Origin of the sequence: Cohnella candidum, assembly GCF_003713065.1 — a bacterium.
GTDB classification, from domain to species: Bacteria; Bacillota; Bacilli; order Paenibacillales; family Paenibacillaceae; genus Cohnella; species Cohnella candidum.
Genome location: NZ_CP033433.1, coordinates 1356109 through 1378063, shown reverse-complemented (window position 1 = coordinate 1378063; position 21955 = coordinate 1356109). Strand labels below are relative to the sequence as shown.

Below are 21955 nucleotides of genomic sequence, written 5' to 3'. Positions count from 1 at the left end.
CGTGTTCCACTCATTTCGCTATTTTTCTGTAAAAAAACGTATCCGCCGGCTCCAATTGATATTTCGCGGGCTGGAAGATTTGCTCCGTGCCCCCGATGAACAAATATCCGCCGGGCTTGAGCGACTTGCTGAACTTCTGGAAGATGGCGTCTTTGGCTTCATCGGTAAAATAAATCAGCACGTTACGGCAAACGATCAGATCGAAATTCGAATCATACGGGTCCGACAACAGATTATGTTGCTTGAAGGTCACGCATTTCTTGACCTCGTCCGACACCTCATATTGCGTTCCCGTCATCGTGAAATATTTGTTCAACGCGGCCTTCGGAGCCTCTTTGACCGATTGCGCGGGATACAGGCCCGCTTTGGCTTTGCCGATCGCGCCCTTGTCGATATCGGTCGCCAGAATTTCGAATTCGTGGCGCTTGAGCCGACCGAGCAGCACCATGGCCAAGCTATACGGCTCGTCACCGGTCGAACAGGCGGCGCTCCAGCATTTCAAGCTTCGGCTTTGCGCCAGCAGATCCGGAACGACCTTCTGTTCCAGCACTTCCCAGCGCTTCGCATTCCGGTAAAACTCCGAGACGTTGATCGTCATGTGGTCCAGGAATTCCTCGTAAAGCTCCCGGTCCGACATCATGCCCTGAAAGAATTCGCCGAACGTCCGGTAACCCCGATTGTCCTTCAAGCTGTTCAAGCGGCGCCGCATCTGGTTTTCCTTGTATTGCGACAAATCGATGCCCGATTTCGCCTTCAGCTTCGAAACGAACTGCATAAAATCCAAATCTTGCGCCGGTGCAGCTAACATGGTCATCCTGCCTTCCCCGGAAACGGATTATCGGATCCGAAACATCGAGACCGAACGGTTCAACTCTTCCGCGAGATGGGACAGCGACTGTGCGGTCGAAGCGGTCTGCTCGCTGCTCGCCGCCGCTTCTTCCGTCGCGGCGGAAATGCTTTCGATGGAGAACATGACCTCCGACGATTGCGCCGCCTGTTCTTCGCTTGCGGCGGCGATTTCGCCGACCTTCCCGGCGGATTCGTTCACCCGTTCCACGATCAGCTGGAACGCTTCACCGGTCTTTCTGGAAGTGACGACGCCCTCACTGACGGCTTTGACGCTCTGCCTCGTATTTTCCTGCATTCCTTTAATGATCGCCGTAATTTGCTTGGTCGCTTCGCCGCTGCGCTCCGCCAGCTTGCGGACCTCATCCGCCACGACGGCGAAGCCCCGCCCTTGATCGCCGGCCCTGGCCGCTTCGATCGCCGCGTTCAGCGCAAGCAGGTTCGTCTGCTCGGCGATGTCGTCGATGACCTCGATGATGTCCCCGATTCGGTTTGAATCCTGCTCCAATTTGGCGATTTGCTCGTTCATTACTTCCATGCCTTCGATCGAGGAACGGACGACTTGGCCTCCGTCTTCGGCGATGCTCATCGTGCGGTTGGACAGCTCCGATGCCTGCTCAGCGCTTTTGGCCACCGAGCCGATGGCTGACGACAGCTTCTGGAACAACTCGGTCATCATCTGTGCGGCATTCGCTTGGCTGACGCTTCCGCTGGCGACTTCTTCCGTGCTGGCGGAGATCTGTTGGGAGGCGGCGGCGACGCTCTCGGCGGATGCTTGGATGCCCCCGACCGTGGAGCGAAGATTCTCGATCATGACGTTAATGGAGGAAGCCAAAGCTCCTACCTCGTCCTTCGTCCGGATGTCCAGCGTATCCCGCAGATCGCCTTGCGAGACTTTGCCGACCAGTTCAACCGTACGCCCAAGCGGTCTTGCGATGATCCGGGCGATGAAGTAGCCGAACGCGATGCTGAGCAGCACTGCGACAACGATGATCGCGATCGTCGTATTGCGGGAGGTTGAATATAACGCTTTTCCGTTCGCGCTCGCCCGATTCGCTTCGTCGATGTTGAAGGAAGCCATGCCGTCCAATGCTTTCTGTACTTGATCCCCGGCGTCTTTCATATCGCCCTTTAGAAGCTCGACGAAATGCTCTTCGTCGTTTGCGTTGTTCAATTCGATGCCTTTTTGCAAAGTTTGCGCGTACTTCTGCCACGCGGAATCGAATTCTTTCATCAGCTCTTGTTCGCGGGAAGTAGTCGCCATAGGCCGGAACTTATCGACTCTCGCAAGCAATTCTTCTTGCAGCGATTTGACTTGGTCCTCGTACTGGAGGTTCTCCTGTTCCGTCCTCGCCACGAAGCTGTGGTCGCGGATCGCGACCCTGAGTTCCTGGTAGATCGCCTGGGAACTCGTCAAGTCCGCCACCGGCAGAAGGTTCGAATTATACATGTCCGTCAGGCTGCGGTCGATCTTGCCCAAATTGTTCAAGCCGTATAAACCGACGAACGCGAGAATGATCGCCATGACCAAGAAAGCCGATACCAACTTCATGGAAGTTTTTAAATCATAAAACCATTTCATGCCGGGATCTCCCACTCCTAATGCTCTTTTTATTTGGCTCCAGCTTTATGGAACAAGGATGAAATTTCGAAAATCAAAGCCACGCTGCCGTCGCCCAGGATCGTCGCGCCCGCGATTCCGTCCACTTTGCCGATGTAGGAACCGAGCGATTTGATGACGATTTCCTGGTTGCCGATCAAATCGTCGACCGCGAGCGCCAGCCGTTTCTCCGCCGATCCTACGATCACGAGCGGGATGTGTTTGTGCTCCTCCCGACGGAACTCGCCTTTGAACCGGTCATGCACGCTCACGATCGGAATCACCTGATTCCGCAGCGTGATCACCGACTGGCCTCGCACGACTTGAATTTCCGCGTTCGTCACCCGGACGATTTCCGCGATATTGCTCATCGGAATGATCAACGTTTGGCCGTTCACTTTGACGAGCAGTCCCACGATAATCGCGAGCGTCAGCGGAAGCTTGATTTTGAAGCTCGTCCCCCGGCCGAGCCGGGTGTCGATATCGATCAATCCGTTGAGCTTCTCGATATGGCTCCGGACGATGTCCATGCCGACGCCTCGGCCGGAGACGTCGCTGATCGTCTGCGCGGTCGAGAATCCAGGACGGAAAATCAGATCGACGGCTTCCCGGTCGGTTAGCAGTTCGGCTTCTTCCTCGGTCAAAATCCCCTTCTTCAGCGCCGATGCCTTCATCTTGGCCGGATCGATCCCCGCTCCGTCGTCTTCGACGTATATGACCACCTGATTGTCCTCGTGCGCGGCGCGGATCCGCAATGTTCCCTTGCGGGGTTTGCCCGATTGCTCCCGAACATCTGGGGTTTCCAGACCGTGATCCACGGCATTTCGGATCAGATGGATCAGCGGATCGGCGATCTCCTCGATCAACGTCCGGTCCAGCTCGGTATCCTGCCCTTCCATGACCAGCTCAAGATCCTTGCCCAGATCCCTGGACAAGTCCCGGATCATGCGGGGAAACCGGTTGAAAAGCTGCTCGATCGGCAGCATGCGCGCTTTCATGACGCTTTCCTGCAGGTCTCCGATGATGCGGGACAGATGATCCGAAATGTGGCCGAGCTCGCTGACGGTGTCGTCTTGGAAGCGCCGCCGCTGGTTCCGTTCCACTTGATGGATACGGGTTTGATCGATCACGAGTTCACCCACCAGGTTCATCAAGTGGTCCAGCCTTTCGACGCTCACCCGGATCGTCTGCGATTTGGCCTTGCCGGCAGGCGACGCTTCTTCGACTGCCGCCGCCTTGCCTGTCGCCGCCGGCGTAACCGCCATTGCCGTTTCGTTTCCCTCCACGAGCTCAGCCGTCACGCAGGCGACGTCTGTTAAACCCGTGACAAGCGAGCGAATTTCGCCCTCCTCCTGGATCCCCGCATACAGGAAAGTCAGCGTCAGGGAACCCGGCAACGTTTCCTCCAAGCTCTCGAGGTCAGGGGTCATGAGCAGCACTTCGCCCCATTCCGACAACATCGAGTGAATGACGTACGCCCTTGCGCCTTGAATGACGCAATCGGAAACGATGCCGATTTGAAGCCAATATACGCGGTGTCCTGCGTCCTGCTGTTCCTGGATCTTCAAGCGGTCGGACAAGCTTAGCGGCGGACGGAGAGTTTCGCTGCCCGTTTCGCTGCCTGTAACGCTAACCGTTAACGGCTCATCCTCCTTCGTACTGGCGAACGTTTCGAGATTCTTGACGATCCGCCCGATGTCGGTGGCTGGCGCGTCGCTTGCCTCGATGTCGTTTTTGAGCTGCTTCAAGCAATCCATGGATTGAAAGAGCAGGTCAATGAGCGCGGGCGTCACCGTTCTCTTCTTGCCTCTCACCTGGTCGAGCAGATGCTCCATATGGTGAGTGAGCTGCTTCATCTCCTCGAAGCCCATCGCGGCCGAAGATCCTTTCAGCGTATGCGCGGCCCGGAACAGGCTTTGGACGACCGATCCGGAATCCCCTTCGCGCTCGAGCTTCAAGATCACTTCGTCCATGAGCTGTAGCTGCTCTTCCAGCTCTTCCAAAAACACCTCTTTATATTCGGCCAGCATGTCGGTCAATTCGGACACTCCCTCTACTCATGCAGTAAAACTTCGTCCAGACGGAGAATGCCGACCAATCCGCCTTTCGTAAAGCCGATCCCGACGAAAAAGTTGCCGTCGATGCCCCCGACGCGGTCCGGAGGCGGCTGTATATCGGAGAAAGTGGTCACTTTGCTGACCCGGTCCACGATAATGCCGACCGTATCCTCTTGGTGATGGACGACCACGATTCGAGTTGATTTCGAAGGCGCTTTCTCCTGCATGTCGAACAAATTGCGCAGGCTGAGGACCGGGACGATTTTGCCCCTCAGATTGATGACGCCTTTCACGTAGGGCTTCACGTTGGGGATTTGGGTGATGTCCTGCAATTTGATGATTTCGTGAATGTCCTGGATCCGAATCGCGTACTGCTCGTTTTCGATGCCGAACTCCACGTATTGTTCCTGAGCCGTCACTTGCATGCTCCCACTCCTTCTAGATGCTTCCCGTGATCATGACTGTGAGTTCTTCTGCCAGTGAGATTTCCTCCCCGGTCGCCAAACGGCGGACGACCGGACGCTGCATGTGTGTCGTAATCCGCGTGACGATGCCGTCTTCCCCAGACATCAGCCTGATTTTCGTACCCGGGGGGTAAGCCGGAACGGTGCGGACGAACGCCTGCACGATTTCGGTGGAAAAAGCGGTGCCGCTGGTGCCCATGACGCGTTCCATCGCTTCGTGCGGAGGCAGCTCATCGGCGAGATGGTCGTAAAGGCTGCAAATGCCGCAGATTTGGGCGTATTCCAGAAAAGCGTTGCCGCGGATCGCCCGGGGGTAGCCCTGACCGTCCAGCCTCTCGTGGTGCTGGAAAGCGATGTGGGCGGACAGCAGGTTCACTTCCCGGACTCCGCGAATGATATCGAAACCGGCAACCGGATGCTCTTGCGATTCGCTTGTGACCGCCTTGCCGATGTCATGAAGCAGACAGCCGATGGCCAAGTCTCTCAGCATCAGCTCGTGGTAACCGAGAGATTTGCCGACTTGGAGAGCCATGATCGCCACGTTGACGGCATGGGCGTATGGAGCCAGGTTTTCGGCCATCGTGGAGGAAGGAATCGGCAAAATCAGCGGGCGGCTCAGGATTTCCTTGAGCAGCTTGGCTACACCTTGCTGCAAGCCGCGCAGCGGCAAAGGTTTCTTGCCGGCGACGGCCGCGAAAGCTTCTTCCACGGTCTGTACCACGTCCAGCCAAGTCGGGATGTCGATCATTTCTTCCAAGCTGATGCCTCGGGATTCGGCATCCTCCACGATCAAGGTTCGGATGCCGATTTCCTTGAGCTTCTCCAAATACTTGGGATGAACGATTTGGGAGGCCGAGAGCAGCACCCGGCCTCTCCGGTCATACGCCGGCTTGGCGAGCTGCATCGTGTTTTCGTCGTATTGATGGATCGGAATGGGTCTCATGTAGTCGTTCACCTGCTGCCGATGTTTAAATTTTGAACAAGCTCACCGAGGCGTGCAGCTGCTCCGCGAGGGAAGCCAACGCTTGCGAAGTCGCCGCGGTTTCTTCCGAAGCGGCTGCGGCCTCTTCGCTAGCCGAGGAGATATTCTCGATCGAGCGTCTGACCTCATCGGATTGCGACGCCTGCTCCTCGCTGGCCGCCGCGATCTCTCCGACCTTCTGCTCGGTTTCGCCGATCTTGGCGATGATCCGGTCGAATGCCGCGCCCGTCTCTTGGGATTGGCTGACGCCGCTCGCGACCGCGGCCACGCTCCGCTTCGTGTTTTCCTGCATGGCTTTGATGATGGAGGTGATCTGCTTGGTCGCTTCTCCGCTGCGTTCCGCCAGCTTCCGGACCTCGTCCGCGACGACCGCGAACCCGCGGCCTTGCTCGCCTGCCCTCGCGGCTTCGATCGCCGCGTTCAGCGCAAGAAGGTTCGTCTGCTCCGCGATCTCGTCGATCACTTCGATAATGTCGCCGATCTTGGCCGAATCCTGCTCCAGCAGCGAAACTTGTGCGCTGACTTGCCCCATGATATCCACCGACTTGCCCACGATCGATCCGCCTTCCTTCGCGATGATCGAAGAGTCGGACGCTAGCTTGGCCGCTTCTTCGGCGCTCGCGGCGACGGAATCGATCGCGAGCGAAAGCTCCCCGAACAGCTCCAACATGTTCTGGGCGGCCTCGGATTGGACGGTGCTGCCGCTGGCGATTTCCTCGGTGCTCGCCGAAATCTGCTCGGAGGAAGCCGCGACGTTCTGAGAGGAGCGGATCACTTCGCCGATCAACTCCCGAAGCTTGTACACCATTTGATTAACGGAGACCGAGAGCTGCCCCAGCTCATCTTGGCTGGTGACCGGCACTTCTTCCGTCAAATCCCCGCCCGCGATGCGATCGGCCGCTTCCGTCACTTGCTTAAGAGGCCGCGTAATCGAGCGAACGATCCAGATCACGAGGAGAGCGCCGATGGCAAGAGCCGCCGCGATGACTCCCAAAGTCGTATAAAGAATTCCGTGGGTGGCGTCCGCGATTTCGGAGATCTCTATAGTACCCATGATTTTCCAACCGGTTAACTTGTTCGTCGTGAATACCGCTTTTTTCTTGACGCCGTCCAAGGTGTAAGAAATCGTACCCGAGTCGGCGCCATACACTTCGGGGATATAGGAGTTGGTATTCTGCGTACCGAGCTCCTTGGTCGGATGGGCCAAATACTTGCCGTTCCGGTCGAGGACGAACACGTATCCTTTTTGACCCACTTTGAATTCGCTGATCTGCTGGCTGAGCGTCTTTAATCCTAAGCTCACACCCACGACTCCGGAGCCGTCTTCAGCCGCTTCGGACGTGATCACGATGACGCTGCCGTCCGATGCGGACACGATCGGATCGTTAATGACCGCTTTGCCCGGACTGCTCATGGATTTCGGGTAATAGTCCCGCTTCCTCGGATCGAATCCGTCCGGCATTTTCTTGTCCGGAGAAAGGAACATCTTGCCGGTTTCGGTGCCGTAAAAAAGGTTGTCATAGGCCGGTTTAACGGCTTTGAGCGGATCCAGGATGCCGCGCAATTCCGGTGTCCCGGTGCTGTCCGCCATGTTTCCCTTGACCTTGGAAGCCAGATAATCCGCATCCGAGACGCTTTGCGAGAGGAGCTCGGTGATTTTCTGATCGGCGAACGCGATGCTTTGCTCCGCGCTCTGATGGATTTGCGCCTCCATGTCTTTGGACGCTCTCTCGTAAGAGAAGTAGCCGATCGCCGTGCTGGGCAGTACCAGAACGGCTAGAAAAGAAAGAATAAGTCGGTTTTTCACGGTCATTTTCAACACGGTTGCACACTCCTATGCCAAATCTATATCTGTCTGTCATGTGTCCGAAATCAGCGAATTTTGAACGCGGAGACGGACCTGCTCAATTCGTCCGCCATTTGCGACAACGATTGGGTCGTCGCCGCGGTCTCTTCCGTAGCCGCCGCCGCTTGCTCGCTCGTCGCCGCGATCGAAGCGACCGCTTGGAGCACTTCCGCCGACTGGCCGGACTGCTGCTCGGCCGCCGCGGCGATTTCGGTCACTTTGAACGCGGACTGATTAACCATGTCTACGATGCTTTCGAACGCTTCTCCGCTCTTCTGGGAGGAAATCACGCCTTCGCTGACGACGATCGCGCTTTGGGCGGTATTCTCCTGCATGCCTTTAATAATGGAGGAAATTTGCTTGGTCGCTTCCCCGCTTCTCTCGGCGAGTTTTCGAACTTCGTCGGCCACGACCGCGAAACCGCGTCCTTGGTCGCCGGCGCGCGCCGCTTCGATTGCGGCGTTCAAAGCCAGCAGATTCGTCTGTTCGGCGATCTCGTCGATGACCTCGATGATTTCTCCGATTCGGCCGGAATCCTGCTGCAACAGTTCCATTTGCCGGCTTAACTTCTCCATTTGGCGCATCGAATCCCGCAGGACTTGACCGCCTTCCTGTGCGACCTTGGCGGTTTTAGCGGTAATCTCGGAAGCTTGCTCGGCGCCTGCGGACACTTGAACGATCCCCGTCGTGAGTTCCTTGAGCATTTCGTTCATCCGCTGAGCCGCGCTCGCTTGGTCCTGGCTTCCCCCGGAAATCTCCTCGGTCGTCGCGGAAATTTCCATGACGGCCGCCGAAACGTTTCTCACGGAATCGTAAATATGGCCGACGAATTGCTGATAGCTTTCGAGCATGCGATTGAAGTTACCGGACAATTCCGAGATCTCGTCCTTGCCGTCGACCGGCAGCCTGACGGTCAAATCTCCGCGATTGTCGGAGAGTTCTCCCAGCTTGGCGACGACGCCGCCGAGCGGGCGAATTTTCCGGAACAGCATCACGATCGAAAGCAGCATGCAGAACGCTACGATACCGATCAGCACGATCGTCAGCGTAAGGTAAAAGTTGAAAGATTTCTGCGCATCCGCGGTTTCCTGAGCGGTCCGATCGTTCATCGCTTTCTGGAATTGTTCTGTCGGCGCCATGATGATGCTGACCTGTTTCTCGTAATCGTCGCCGTACATCAGCTTGCGCGCCGTCTCGAGGTCCCCGTCCGCCACCGCTTTGAATGCGGCCTCTTCCGTCTTGACCAACACGTTGGAGTTATCCTTCGCTTGCCGGAGCAAGTCCATTTCACTCTGGGGCGTGCCGTATTCCTTTAATTTCTGAATGGCATTTTCCGAGGATTTGGTGACGTTGATGGCGTTCCAGTAATTGTCGTAATGGACTTTATCACCGGTCACCGCGTATTTACGGGCTTCGTTCGTCAAATAGACGGATTCGTTCTTCACGTCGAGTCCCAGCTGCTTCAGGATGGCTTGACGCTCCTGCGACTGCTTCACGTTCTCGTATTGCGCTTTGAGCGTAAACATGCAAACGATCATCATAACGGACAAGACGAGAAAAACGATTCCCGTGACTTTCAGAAGACTCTTGATTTTCATGGCGGCCTCTCCCTCTCAGGTGTCCTCAAGCCCTTCCGTTTTCAGCCTACAGCTCAAGCGCCGAGCAGCTTTTTGACCGATTCGATCACGCGTTCTTCCTGGAACGGCTTGACGATGAAATCCCGGGCGCCGGCCTGTACGGCCTGCACGATCATGCCTTGCTGGCCCATCGCCGAACACATCAGGATCTTGGCGTGGGGATCGGTTTCCCGAATTCTCTTCACCGCTTCGATTCCTTCCATGACGGGCATCGTAATGTCCATCGTCACGAAATCGGGCTTCAGCGATGCGTATTTCTCTACGGCGACCGCCCCGTTCTCGGCTTCTCCCACCACTTCGTGACCGGCCTTCTGCAAAATGTTTTTCAGCATCATCCGCATAAACGCCGCGTCGTCCACGATCATCACTTTTGCCATCTTTAAGCAGCTCCTTGGGTATGTATCGTTAAAATAATCGTTAGCTCTCCGATATCCGCCAGCTCAACGGGCAGCGTGATCCCTTGTTCGAAACCGTACATTTGCAGTTTGCCGACCATAACGGTCGGCGGCGTAATGTCGATCTTGCGCCCCTTATTGAAAAGATGCGTAGACGTATTGCCGGCGATCATGTTGGCCAGTTCTCCAATGAAACTGTGAAGCAGTTCACCTTCCAGCGGCATGCCGAACATCGCGCCGCCCAAACCGCCGAATGCTTCGCCGCTGCCCTGGATCACGATTCTCCCGTAGTTGTCCCCCGTAAACCCCACCAACACCCCGATCTCGCTCTGGACGGCCGCTCCTTCGAGTACGGCCGCAGGTCCGAACGTCGCGGCAACCGGGATCACCTGGCGAATGGAATCCATGATGCCGTCGATCAACTCCGTGACTTTCTCCTGTGACTCCGGATTCCAATTCGTATGGGCCAATAGTCTCACTCTTTTCGGCTCCTTGTCTGGTTTTGTAGAACTATGTCTATATTGTAAAACCGGGACCTGTACGTTGTAACCGAAAAAGTGCTTGCGTGAAAGCGCAATTCTTTTGCGTGCAAAAACACCCCCGTTCGCGGGAAGCGAAACGAGGGTGTCGAATGTTGTCGTAATTAGGAAATCCTGTTTAAGCGTTCATGGGAAAATCGGCGTCTTCCAACAGAGCCAGCTGTTTGGCTTTCATAACCGCTTCGATCCGGGATTTGACGTTCAGCTTCTGGAACAGGCTTGTCAGACAGTATTCGAGAGAGCGCTGGCTTACGATCAACGACACGGCGATTTCCTTGTTGCTTCTTCCCTTGGCGATCTCCTTCAAAATCTGGTGCTCTCTGTCGGAAATCGCCAGCGTTCCGTCCTCTTCGTTCTCCTGCGAGACGGAGACCGGCTGCCTTCTCAACTGCTTCACCAGACTGATCGGCAAAACCGATTCCCCCCGGCTTGCGCATCGAATCGCCGTGACAAGCTGTTCCCGGCTGGCCGTTTTGAGCACGAAACCGCTGATGCCCGATTCCACCATGAGATTGAACGAGTTTTTAAACTCGTAGCCCGTATAGATCAAAATAACGGCATCCGGAGTGGCGCCCAATATCTTTTTAGAGAGATCGATTCCGTTCATGTCGGGCATTTGAAAGTCGACCAGCATGACGTCGAACGATCGCGCAGCCGCGAGCTCGACCGCTTTGACGGCAGACTGCGCGAACGTTACCTTAATGTCCCCCTCCTGCTCTAAGAGCACGCGGGTTCCCTCCATTACGGACGGATGGTCGTCGACCAATAACACGTCAATCACGGCGATCTGCCTCCTTTTGTTTGCTCATCGGAATCCGGATGTAAATCGTGAGTCCCTCGTTCGGTTTGGAACGGAAGACGATTTTACCGTTCAGGCTGTGCACCCTTTCGCGCATCCCATACATGCCCATGCTGACAAAGGTGTCCTCCACCTTCTTCATGTCCATGCCGATTCCGTCGTCTTCGTAAACCAACTGGACCCAATTGGCGGGCTGGGACAGGGAAAAAGAAACCTTCGCGGCGTTCGAGTGCTTGGTGGCGTTCGCCAGCAGCTCTTGGACGATCCGATACAGACCGATCGATTGCTCCTCGTTCAGCTCCGCGCGGAATTCGTTTGTTTGAAAGCGGATCGCGTAATCCGTGCGCATTTGCGTAAACTCGAACAACGACTCCAGGGAAGCGACCAAGCCCTCTTCCTTCAGCATGGGGGGCCGCAGATCGATGCAAGTGATCCGGATCTGGTAGATAACGTCCAGCAAGCCTTGGGCGATGCGCTCCATATCGACGCGAAGCTCATCCGAAACCGCGGGATTCGCCATCAATTGGTCGAGTTTCCGGTACCAAATGATCTGTTCCTGCAGGGCTGCGTCGTGCAAGTCTTGGGAGAGGCGCTTGCGCTCATGTTCATTCAGTTTGAACAAAAGCCGGAGAAGCCAGGACGGCGCAGGCTCCTGCTTCGTCGATTCTTTCAATTCGCGGGTCAAATCCTCGATGACGCGGAAATTGTCGTACAGCACGCTGACGTAACGGCAGATCGTCTCGAGCCAGATCCGCGTCGGCATTTGGCTTAAGGACGGAGGCATTTCCCCGATGCAAAGCCAGTAGGAATGGCCGCGGATTTCAACGATCTTGAGCAAATATCCGCCCGGATAAGCCATCATTTCGCAAATCGATTGAGAGGCTCGGCTTCTTTCGCGCAAGACGGCCTGTGCTTCCTCTCGGAGGACGCTTCCGTTGATCACCCGGATTCCGTCGTTTTCATCCGTTTCGACGAGACTGACGAGATCCGCCTGCAAAACGGTCCTCACTTCCTGAACGAGCCTTCGTTCAAGTTCCGTCACGTCGACATGGCCGAACAGGTCGTTCGAGAACCGATCCAGGCTGGCCTGCAAAAAGAAATAACGGTCCCGGCTTTCGATCAGCCGTCGTTCGGCCAGCCCGCGCAGCTCCTCCGCGCGCGTTCGCTCGGTGATGTCGCGGAAGACCGAAATGGCCGCTTTTTTCCCCCGATACGATATCGGGGCGGAAATGACCTCGACGGGGACGTGCGATCCGTCAAGCCGAACGATTCTCTGTTCGACCAGAGGACTGGTGTAGCCTTCGTCATAAACCTTGTTTAGGCGGATACAGGCTTTCTCCCGATCATCGGGGTGGATACATACAAGAACGTCGAGGTTTGGGGGTTCGTGTTCTGCGATCCCAAACAGTTGGCACGCGGCGGGGTTGACATATTCGAAACGGTAATCGCTGTGCAGGACGATCGCTTCCGGAAACAGCTGGACGAGCCGGCTGTTCGTTTCTTCGCTTTCCATCAAAGCGCGCTCCGCTTGCTTGCGCGCCGTTACGTCCATGAAAACGAGCAATACGGTCTCGGAAACGGCATCGTAAATGGCGGTGACCGAAGCGTCCACGATCCTGCCGTCCAGCCCGATCAGTTCGTACTCCGCAGGCGGACTGTGCCCTTCGCGCAGCGTTTGGACCATCCGGCCTCGGACCAACTCCCGGTAACGGGGATGAACGAAACTGATCGGGTCGAGATCCAGGATCTCCTCCAGATTCGACGCGCCTACGATGCGAAGGCTGGTCGGGTTCGCGTAGGTAATCCGGTTGCCTTTGTAGACGACGATCGCCATCGGCGACAGCTCCACCATGCGGCGGTACCGTTCTTCGCTTTCCCGGAGGGCTGCCTGCATTTTTTTCGGCTCCGTTACGTCATGGACGACGACCAGGTTCGATTCCGTTTCGTCATCGTAAATCGAAGTCAATTCCACGTCGATCGTCCGTCCGTCGAGCCGAATTAACCGGTATTCCATGGGACCGACGAATTTGGACGATTTCGATTGTTCCATGCGGGAGATGGCGATGCCGGTCTGCTGCGGGACGACGACATCCAAAGCGGGTCTTCCGATCATCCCGCCCGGTCCGTCGGTCCCGTCTGCTCCGAAAAGCTTAAGACCGGCCTGGTTTATGTAGGTGACGATGCCGTCTTTATGAGAAACGATAGGCACCGGAGACAGTTCGATCAGCCGCCGGTAACGTTTTTCGCTTTCGATCAGCTTGTTTTCCACGCGGACTTGTTCTGTGATATCCCTTCCCACGACCACGATGCTGACGATCCGGCCCGCATCGTCACGTACGGGTGAACCGATCCATTCCAGATGGAGGAGTGAACCGTTCGCGTGGATACAACGAATGCGGGCCTGCAAATCTCCGTTGTACAAAAGGATTTGAGAGATCGAGCAAGCCGCGAATTCGCGGTCTTCCGGGATGATCAACTCGAAAGCCGAGGTGGAAATAAGCGAATGGGGATCGCGACCGAGCCTCTTTGCGTAAGAGGGCGACGCATACAGGAAACGGCCGTCGAGATCGATCACGGATATGAAATCCTGCATATTGTCCGTGATGACCCTATGCATGGCTTCGCTGGCGGCCAGCGACTTTTCCGCCTTCACCCTGGCTGTTATCTCATTGCCGATCATGAAAATACCGTCCACTTCGCCGTTCACGATAATGGGGATCATCCTCACGTCCCAGTCGGCAAAGTGGCCTTCCGAATGCAGCGTGGCAAGTTCGAACCTTTGGGCTTCTCCGTTCAAGGTTGACCTATAGTGCGCCGTGGCTTTATTGATTCCCTCTTCGCTCATGAACTCCGGATACCGGAATATCCCTTCGTCCATACCGGAAACTCCTAATGTGTCCAATGCTGAACGATTCATCGCGCGGATATTGCCCGACGGGTCCAGTTCGACGATCGAATCAGGATGGTGATCGAACAGAGATTTGTATTTTTGCTCGCTTCGCTTCAGCGCGTCCTCCATCGATTTGCGGTCCGTGACGTCAAGCATGAGTCCTTCATACCGGCCTCCGTCCATCGTGTCTCCAGGGATGAGGACCACCTTTACGTGAACCCAGCGGAGTTGGCCGTCTGCCCGGACGATGCGGTACTCGATGGCCCCCCGCTTGCTTTTCTTCAGTTTTTCAAATTCGGCCCCATAGTGCCGTGCGTCGTCAGGGTAGACGATCTCATGCCAAGACTTCAGATCTTGGAATCGGTCCAGCGGATACCCCGTGATCCTCTGAACCGCATTTGTTATGTAATCAAACTCGCCTCTGGCGCAGTTGTAAGACCAAACCGCGACATCCGTCGAATCCAGCAGCTCGTTGATTTGCTCGCGTTCCCGTTCCAACGAGGCTTGCATCGATTTCTTATCAGTGATGTCATGGTTGATGCCGTATACTTTCCTGACGCAGCCTTCTCCGTCCATGACCGGCGTCGCCATGCATTGCAGCCATCGAATCTCTCCCGACTTACGGACGATCCGATGCTCGAAAGTACCCCCGATTCCGCTGTGTATCTTGCGGAGATGATCAGCAACGATATGTTGGTCCTCGGAAACGGTGAGCTTTCTCCAGAGAAACGGGTCGGCGTCGAAATCCTCTTGCTCATAGCCGTATAACGCTTGTAATCCCGGCGAGACGGTGATTCGATCCTGAGCCACGTCATAGGACCATACCGCCATTTCCAAACTGTCCAAAAATTCGCGAACCAAGGTTCTTCCTTGAGCAGTTTTGCGCGAGTTAGACAAAGATGCTCCGCTCCCAAACCGATGTCGATTTCTAGCTTATTTTATCGAATTATGATAATTATTTCATCGGCTTAAAGTACCATGCAAAAGGGCCGCGGTTTCGCGGCCCTTTGCGCTGCTCGATTTGATCATTGTCGATTCGTTACTCCTGCCCGATCCAATCCGGCTCTGCGGTATTCTTCCAGCGGCGGCGGATCGCTTCGAAGTCTTCGGACGGAAGCGGCCCTTCCTCCAGGAGGCGGGCGTTATCCGCCCATCGGCCGGGATTGGCCGTGCCGACGATCGCCGTATGCACGCCGGGCGCGGACAACGTGAAACGAAGCGCTTGCCCGACGGCTGCTTGTCCGCCTTCTTGCAGGAATCCGTAGTCCAGCTTCTGCAGCCTTTTCCAGTACGTATGCTCGTAAGCCTTCGGGTCCGGCTCTTGGGAGTGACGCCAAGCGACGTTCGCTACGGGCCGCTTGATGACGACGCCCATGTCGCGCTTGGCCGCTTCGGGCAATATCTCATCCAACGCTTCTTGGTCGGCGATGTTCAGCGACGTCATGAGAGAATCGAACAACCCGGTTTTCACCGCATATAACGCTGCCGCGTGGTCTCCGCTGTATCCGATGAAACGCGTTTTTCCTTTGTCGCGGGCGCGCTGAAGCACTTCGATGACGTCGCCCCTGCGCAGCACCTCTTCGCTGCAGCTATGAAGATGGATAAGGTCGATGTAGTCGGTTTTCAACCGCTTCAGGCTGCGGTCGATGCTTTGCTCAAGCATGGCGGGGTCCCAGTCGGGAAGTTCCAAACCGGCCGCATGGCCGCATTTCGTAAACAGATAATACTCGCTTCTGCGATGGGACACGGATTGGCCGATGAGCTCTTCGCTGTTCTTATAGCATTCCGCCGTGTCGATGACGTTAAGGCCTGCGTCCAGCGCGCTGCCGAGCAGCTTGTCCACTTGGGAAGGGCTGGCTCCCTGGAAGCCGATTTCGGCGCCTCCGAACCCGAGTACGCTGACGTTCATGCCGGTTTTCCCATACGTTCTTTTCTCCATGTGCTTTCCCTCGCTCTCCGTTTCGGTAGAATCCTCTACCAGTATAGACCAACTCGAAAGCAAAACAAAAAAGAGGCGCGCACGCTGCGTCGCCCCGCGGGATTCTCTCTTAACCATGCAGGCTTCCTTCATAGCGCGAGCGGTATCGGTAAGGGCCGGCCGGAATTTGGACGAGCGCGGTTTGGCCAGCCGCCGGCAACCGGTACAGATCGTCCGAGAGCTCGGCTTCGTAACCGAGCAGCGGCCGTCCCGCCATTCCGGCGGATGACAAAGCCAAAAGCAGGTTCTGAACGAGTTTGCCCGCTTCCATCTGCTGTATCCGGTATCCTCTCGGTCCCCATTCCGGCTGGCCGTGCCGCCGGTCTCCGGTCACATGGAAGATGAGCGGTGTCTGGGACAAGTTCACGTTGGGAAAGGTCAGCCCGTATTGCAGCCAGGCTCGATGGTCGCCTTCCCGAAGCGGTACGAGCGAGTGGCTGGCGCCGTCATACCGGTAAGCGCCGTCCGGAATCCCCTCTACCCCGTGAAAACAACCGCACAGGCCGACTCGGGTCTCCCGCTCTCCCGGTCGGTCCAGATCGTTCCGGTAGGCGAACGAGATCCAGGTCTGGCGAAGGATTTCCGATAATTGCCGTTTGCCGACCGGCTTCAGCACGAAATCCGTCTCCGGGGAGTACCGGCTGCGGGAGAGCACCGCCAAATCGTACGGCGTCGGGTCCGAGCGGGGAAGCGGCAGCGGTTGCCCGCCCGCCTGCGCTGCCGGGGGATTCCCGCCGCCCCGGAAGGCGCCGGTCGCATGCTGCAGCGAAGCTTCGTTCATCCGCAGCACGCGGGGATATTCCTTGACGTTGCGGCTTTTGACGTAATGCTCCCGCTGCAGTGCCGGCAACTGACGGATCAAGCTTTCCGCCGTGATGGAGGGTCGGTCCGCCATCGCGGCATTTTCTTCATTGGGACCCGGGTGTTCGATGGAATGATCCGAGAGCGGGATGACGGCATACACGCTTTCTTCTTTTTCCTGCAATCCAAGCAAATGATTGACGGCGCGGTCCAAGTATTGGTAGTACACGGAAGCCGTATAGCCGAACCTCGTGCCGACCTCCAACAGTTGGCCGATCAACACTCCTGCGTCCAAGCCTTGCAGCCGGTAAGAGAAATCGTGGTACTTAAAGCTGTTCTTCCAGTAGACGGTCGACACGAACAAAGCGCCGAAATGGTCCGCCGCCGTCCATCGTCCCCCCAGCGCCTGCTCCAGGTAGGCGTCGAATTCGCCTTCTCTCAGCATGACCAGCCGGTGGCGCCCGGCGTCGTAGTGATAGATGCCTTCGGGCAGGTCCGCCAGCTTCAGATAAGCGTAAATTTCGTTCGGGTACAGCCCTCCCCCGGAAGGGACGACCCTTCGGTACGACGCCAAGCTTCCGAGTCCTTCCGTTTCCCATTCCGGGGGAATGGCCGTCCTGCTGGACTGCGACGTCCCATAGGCATACCAAAGAAAATGCCCGAATGACCGCGATTCGGCATAGCCCCGTTCGGGTCGTCCGATCAACGTCAGCGGCACGTCCGCCGTAAACGGAAAGTACGGCAGATTCCGGTACAGCTTGTAAGGCAGCGGGGCGTCCTCCCAATCGGGTTCCAGATCGGGCGGCTTCGCTTTGTCCGTATCGAAATGCAAATCCCGCAAAAACTCGGAGATGTCCATCGGGCCGATCTCCTCCACCGGTGTTTTACGGAAACGGATGGGGATGCGGATTGAGCTGGCCGTACGTGAGCGGCTCCTTCGCATAGCCGAGCTTCGCCGGAACCTTCAGCACCCGTTCCAAGCCTTGAAGGCGGGTCAAGTGGTAGCCGAACGTCATCGGCAGCAAACCCGGAATGATAACCTTGACGCAATAAAGCCCGTTCCGCAGTGTCTCCGGCGAAGATTGGTCCACGACGATGACGTCCATGTCGAGCTGGCGGAAGGCTTGGAGGAGCCCATTCAGGTCATCCGTCAAATCGGGTCGCCAGCCGGGCTTTCCGTAAACCTCTTCGAAGGTTTTCGGCGGCTGCCCGGATCGGAGCAGGAAGTCGAATCGGCTTTCGGCTTCCGGCAAAGCGTAGAGCATCGAATGGTCTTCCATGTGCCGCACCTGATAGGGATCGTCGAGCATGCGAACAAACTGCTCCCGGTGGGCCTCGAACCTTCCGTTTTGCGAAAGCGCCATCGCGGCCAACTCGTGGATCGACCCCTTCACCGCCCGGATCGGATCGGGATGCGCTCCCGCCGCGCAGATGAGGTTGACGCCTTGGCTTCGGATGTTTTTCGCCATTGTCCAAATGCAAGGAATGCCGTGCTCCATCGTCGCGTCGAACAACAGGAACTCGTAGCCGGTGACGACCCGCAGACGTTCGATCATAAGCGCGGTCTCGGAGTCTCCTATCGTTGCAGGATCGATCTTCTGCAGCGGCAGCTTGGCATACCACGTCATCAGGAAAGAGTCTCTCTCCGCAAGCTCAAGGATGCCGTAGAAGATCGCCTCTTCCAAGCTGCCCCCGAGCGCGCAGCCGTTCGAGGTTTCGTACACGAAGCCTTCGCCGAAACCAATGCTGTAATAAGCAAGCTGCTCCGGCACTAGAATCGGCCGTTCCCTAAGAAAGGAATATCCCCACACCCAGTCGATTTCCCTGTCCGGGTCGAACGGCCGGAACGGAAAGTTGTCTATTCGGTATTGATCGGGGGCGTGTACGCCCACCGTCAGCGGATCCAGGGCTTGATCCCCGAGCCGGCGGTAACTGTCTCTTACGACCTTTAACTTGCCTCGCGGCTGGGTGCCGCACTGGCGTTCCAAGCCTTCGAGAATCGCGGTCAACACGCTGTCGGAGTACCGATGCGTCCTGCCGGCCGCTCCTTCATCCCCCTCGAACAAAGGCAGATTGACGGTGGCGTCCGCGTACGGCGACTGCAGGTCGTAGACTTTGGCGTTCAGGAGACCGGTGCGCCGGTCCACGTAATCGGCTTCCAATGAGGCTTCCAAAGCTTTCATCGGCTTGGTCCGGTAACTGCCCGGAGAGGACTTCGGATTCGGGCGCAGCTTTATGCTTGCCGTTTCGGCGGAATCCTCTCGCAACTCCCCGCATACGGGGCAAAGCGGGTCCGGCAGCACGAAATGCCGGGTCAAAGTTAATGTCGTTAAATTTATAAGATAAAGCCGGTCTTCCGTGCGGACAGGGAGCTTCTGCAGCCATCGGCCGGCTTCGTCTGCGACCAACCGCGACAGGTGCAGGAACCCGACGTCGGAAGCCCACGGATCCTGGGGAGCTCCGGAGCGGGCAGCCGTTTGCTGCTTCAGCATCCACGTTTCCCGGCGGTCGCCTCCGGCCAGGATTTTGCGGTAGTCCGCGCATTGGGAGCAGCCCGGCCGATCCGGCCGGCTCCAAGGACCGACGACCCCTTCTCCGAACCAAACGAACGCGCGAAGCCAGGGGATACCCGACTGCCGCAGCATCGCTTCCGCCCGTTCGTGCAGCCCCGCGTTCCAGCCGTCGCTGAGCACAAGCGCCAAATCCGCCGACGGAGGCGCCCCGTCGCGCAAATCGAGCTGGCGAACGATGCGGAAGGCGGGATCCAGCCGGTCGCACGTACGGTCCGCCAGCCTCCCTTCCCCGATCACGGCAACGGTAGCGGTCACGGCGTTCCCTCCTCCCGCAAGACGACTCCGAAAACGCCGGCCAGATTTTGTTTCATGAACGGCTCGGCCGCCAAATCGTAAGCTTGCAGACTCAAGCCTTGCCGTTTCAAGACGGCGATGGCTTCATCCAGCCGCTCCCTCGCCTCCTCCGCCGGCAGCGCAGGGCGCACGGTGGCGTCCGCGGGGAGAGACGAAGCCGTTTGCACGCTCAGGTTCGCCCGTATGAGCGCACCTTCAAGCGCGTCTCTCTTGCGGATACCTGCAGCTTTGTACCAGGTGCCTGCGCAGGAAACCCGGAAGACGGGAAAACCGACAATCTGCCGGTCTTCGAAGATTTCCACTTTTCCGCACACGGTATTTAATGCCGTAAAATAAAAATCGAGTTCCTCATCCCTTAGTTCTTCCGTATAGGGTTTAAGCCCGATGGAAGCGTCCTTTCCTTTTGCTTCTAAACGCTGATCCAAGCAGCGGAGAAGCGCTCGGACCATGGCTTCGTTTACCGAGGCTCCCGCGCCAACCCCGAAACCCGGCGATTCCCGAAACCTTCGTGCCGCGTAAGCTTCGATGCCCGCAAGCCCGGCTTCCCTTCTCGCACGCTCATGCGTGAGCCCGCCGCAGACGATTTCCGGTAACGGCTCAGCCGAACCTTTCGTTCCGGGATAAACGGCCTGAACCCGGCAGACCGACAGCGGCAGCTGACGGTAATCCGCTTCGTCCCAAGCATGGAAAATGCCCGTTACCGGGGACGTCAAAGAGCTGAATCCCGCGAATAATTCTTGTGGCGCAATGGCCTCCGCTTCGGCTCCGGACGGCCGCGCAAGAAGCGGTGGTGGTGCAGGGCTCGCGGCCAGCTCCGCATGGCTTGTAATCGGAAGGAATTGGTGAATCGTCCCCTCTAACGTTTCCAGATTGAGCAGGTAAACGCGATTCCGTAAATCCGAAGCGCCGACCCCCGTTAAAGATTTGAACATCTCAAATACGACCACGTCGGCGAGCATCGCCTCTGCGACGGCCGACGGGGCGTGATTCCGCGGATCTTTATCCGTCTCGCTCCGGTGCAATCGACGCCGGGCGGAGGTCCAGTCACCCGAAGAACCGGAAGTAATCAGCGGACCGGCCATTCCGATCTGTTCCACGATGATCGCGGGGAGCAGCGTTACGTCCGATTTCAAGCAAGCCGCTTGGAGGGCCTTGAAATCGGCTCCTTCTTCGTCCGGCGAGGCGTAGACAACGCCGTCGAAACCGGACACGGCTTCCACCCAAGGCGTGTCCTTGCCGCGGACGAGCGGTTCGACCCGCACCTCCGGATCCGTCAACCGGGCATAGGCGGCCAATTCCTCGATCCTCCGCTGTTCCGCCGGCGTCAGATCGGCTGCCCAGAAACGGAAGCGGGACAAGCCCGATTCCAGCAGGGATGCGACGAGACAAACCAGCATCGGCCCGCTGCCCGCGGCCAACACCTTCGATTCGCGGTATGCCTGGAACCGGCTGGCTCCGGAGCCTCCAAACGCATCCAGAAAGTCGATCTGCGCCGCGAATTTCGCCAGCAATCCATCCGGAAGCCGATGGGGATGGTCCTGGCTCACGTCCCGGACATAACCGTTGCTGTGCAAAGATTCGGCAATCTCGTAAACCTGTTTGCGATGGGGTTCCGGAAGGCCTTCGGTCAACGATGCCAACGTATGCCGTCCGTCGAACACGGGGATGAGCTGTTCGATCCACCGGTCGATCATCGCGCCTTCCATCCGGAAGGAGCCTCTGTTATTGCGGAAATACACGATTCCATCCGGATCGGGCAGAAAAAACGTATCCCCCGTCACTTTGGGACGCATGGACGGATTCAATCCCCATCCCTCCTTTCTCTCCTCTCTATGGTTATGTAGCAGAATTTGTCTTACATGCCGGAAAAACGCGAAATGGGACTTTCTCTGCGGTCTTTTGGGGCAGCCCCCGATCGAAAAAATGTCACATAGCTACAGAGAGAAACTCCGGTTGGAATGAGGCTGCGACGGGATTAGGCTGCTGTAGAGGGAGAAACTCCCGTTGGAATGAGGCTGCGACGGGATTAGGCTGCTGTAGTGGGAGAAACTCCCGTTGGAATGAGGCTGTAACGGGATTAGGCTGCTGTAGAGGGAGAAACTCCCGTTGGAATGAGGCTGTGACGGGATTAGGCTGCTGTAGTGGGAGAAACTCCCGTTGGAATGAGGCTGCGACGGGATTAGGCTGCTGTACTGGGAGAAATGACGCTCCCTTCCTTGATGCCGGGCAGCTATCGCTCGCCAAAATAGAAAGG

The 21955-nt window shown here is 57.1% G+C and carries 15 protein-coding genes; all 15 read right to left on the bottom strand.

All coding sequences use genetic code 11. The features are described from left to right. Nucleotides 1–10: 10 nt before the first annotated feature. The 15 genes from EAV92_RS06470 to EAV92_RS06400 all read right to left on the bottom strand — a co-directional run bounded on the left by EAV92_RS06470 (nt 11) and on the right by EAV92_RS06400 (nt 21506). Nucleotides 11–808, bottom strand: a complete 798-nt coding sequence (locus tag EAV92_RS06470) for a CheR family methyltransferase (protein ID WP_123040303.1) — start codon at nt 806–808, stop codon at nt 11–13. Between the two features lie 27 nt (nt 809–835). After that, a complete protein-coding gene (locus EAV92_RS06465; protein WP_123040302.1) occupies nt 836–2428 on the bottom strand; it encodes a methyl-accepting chemotaxis protein in 1593 nt (530 codons plus the stop codon). A 29-nt stretch (nt 2429–2457) separates the two neighbouring features. Beyond that, entirely contained in the window at nt 2458–4494 is a 2037-nt protein-coding gene (locus tag EAV92_RS06460) for a chemotaxis protein CheW (protein ID WP_338134399.1), read from the bottom strand. A 5-nt stretch (nt 4495–4499) separates the two neighbouring features. Next, entirely contained in the window at nt 4500–4928 is a 429-nt protein-coding gene (locus EAV92_RS06455) for a chemotaxis protein CheW (protein WP_123040301.1), read from the bottom strand. Nucleotides 4929–4941: 13 nt separating this feature from the next. Next, nucleotides 4942–5910, bottom strand: coding sequence for an HD-GYP domain-containing protein (locus EAV92_RS06450; RefSeq protein ID WP_123040300.1), 969 nt, complete (start codon nt 5908–5910; stop codon nt 4942–4944). A 25-nt stretch (nt 5911–5935) separates the two neighbouring features. Next, nucleotides 5936–7762, bottom strand: a complete 1827-nt coding sequence (locus EAV92_RS06445) for a methyl-accepting chemotaxis protein (protein WP_241158537.1) — start codon at nt 7760–7762, stop codon at nt 5936–5938. Between the two features lie 59 nt (nt 7763–7821). After that, the gene (locus EAV92_RS06440; RefSeq protein ID WP_123040298.1) at nt 7822–9393 is read right to left on the bottom strand and encodes a methyl-accepting chemotaxis protein; all 1572 of its coding nucleotides are present in this window, start codon (nt 9391–9393) and stop codon (nt 7822–7824) included. A 53-nt stretch (nt 9394–9446) separates the two neighbouring features. Next, entirely contained in the window at nt 9447–9809 is a 363-nt protein-coding gene (locus EAV92_RS06435; RefSeq protein ID WP_123040297.1) for a response regulator, read from the bottom strand. A 2-nt stretch (nt 9810–9811) separates the two neighbouring features. Beyond that, on the bottom strand, nt 9812–10306 hold the full coding sequence (locus EAV92_RS06430) for a chemotaxis protein CheX (protein ID WP_241158457.1): 495 nt from the start codon (nt 10304–10306) through the stop codon (nt 9812–9814). Nucleotides 10307–10484: 178 nt separating this feature from the next. Continuing rightward, a complete protein-coding gene (locus EAV92_RS06425) occupies nt 10485–11147 on the bottom strand; it encodes a response regulator transcription factor (protein WP_123040296.1) in 663 nt (220 codons plus the stop codon). Beyond that, nucleotides 11140–14916 (bottom strand): sensor histidine kinase, encoded by a 3777-nt coding sequence (locus EAV92_RS06420; protein ID WP_123040295.1) that lies wholly within the window; start codon nt 14914–14916, stop codon nt 11140–11142. Before EAV92_RS06420 ends, EAV92_RS06425 begins: the two co-directional genes overlap by 8 nt. A 178-nt stretch (nt 14917–15094) precedes the next feature. Continuing rightward, a complete protein-coding gene (locus EAV92_RS06415; protein WP_123040294.1) occupies nt 15095–15994 on the bottom strand; it encodes an aldo/keto reductase in 900 nt (299 codons plus the stop codon). 109 nt (nt 15995–16103) lie between these two features. Beyond that, a complete protein-coding gene (locus EAV92_RS06410; RefSeq protein WP_206424289.1) occupies nt 16104–17693 on the bottom strand; it encodes a SagB family peptide dehydrogenase in 1590 nt (529 codons plus the stop codon). 25 nt (nt 17694–17718) lie between these two features. After that, entirely contained in the window at nt 17719–19662 is a 1944-nt protein-coding gene (locus EAV92_RS06405) for a TOMM precursor leader peptide-binding protein (RefSeq protein WP_123040293.1), read from the bottom strand. Further along, nucleotides 19659–21506, bottom strand: a complete 1848-nt coding sequence (locus EAV92_RS06400) for a bacteriocin maturation protein (protein WP_241158456.1) — start codon at nt 21504–21506, stop codon at nt 19659–19661. The genes EAV92_RS06405 and EAV92_RS06400 overlap by 4 nt, the downstream gene beginning before the upstream one ends. Nucleotides 21507–21955 lie beyond the last annotated feature (449 nt).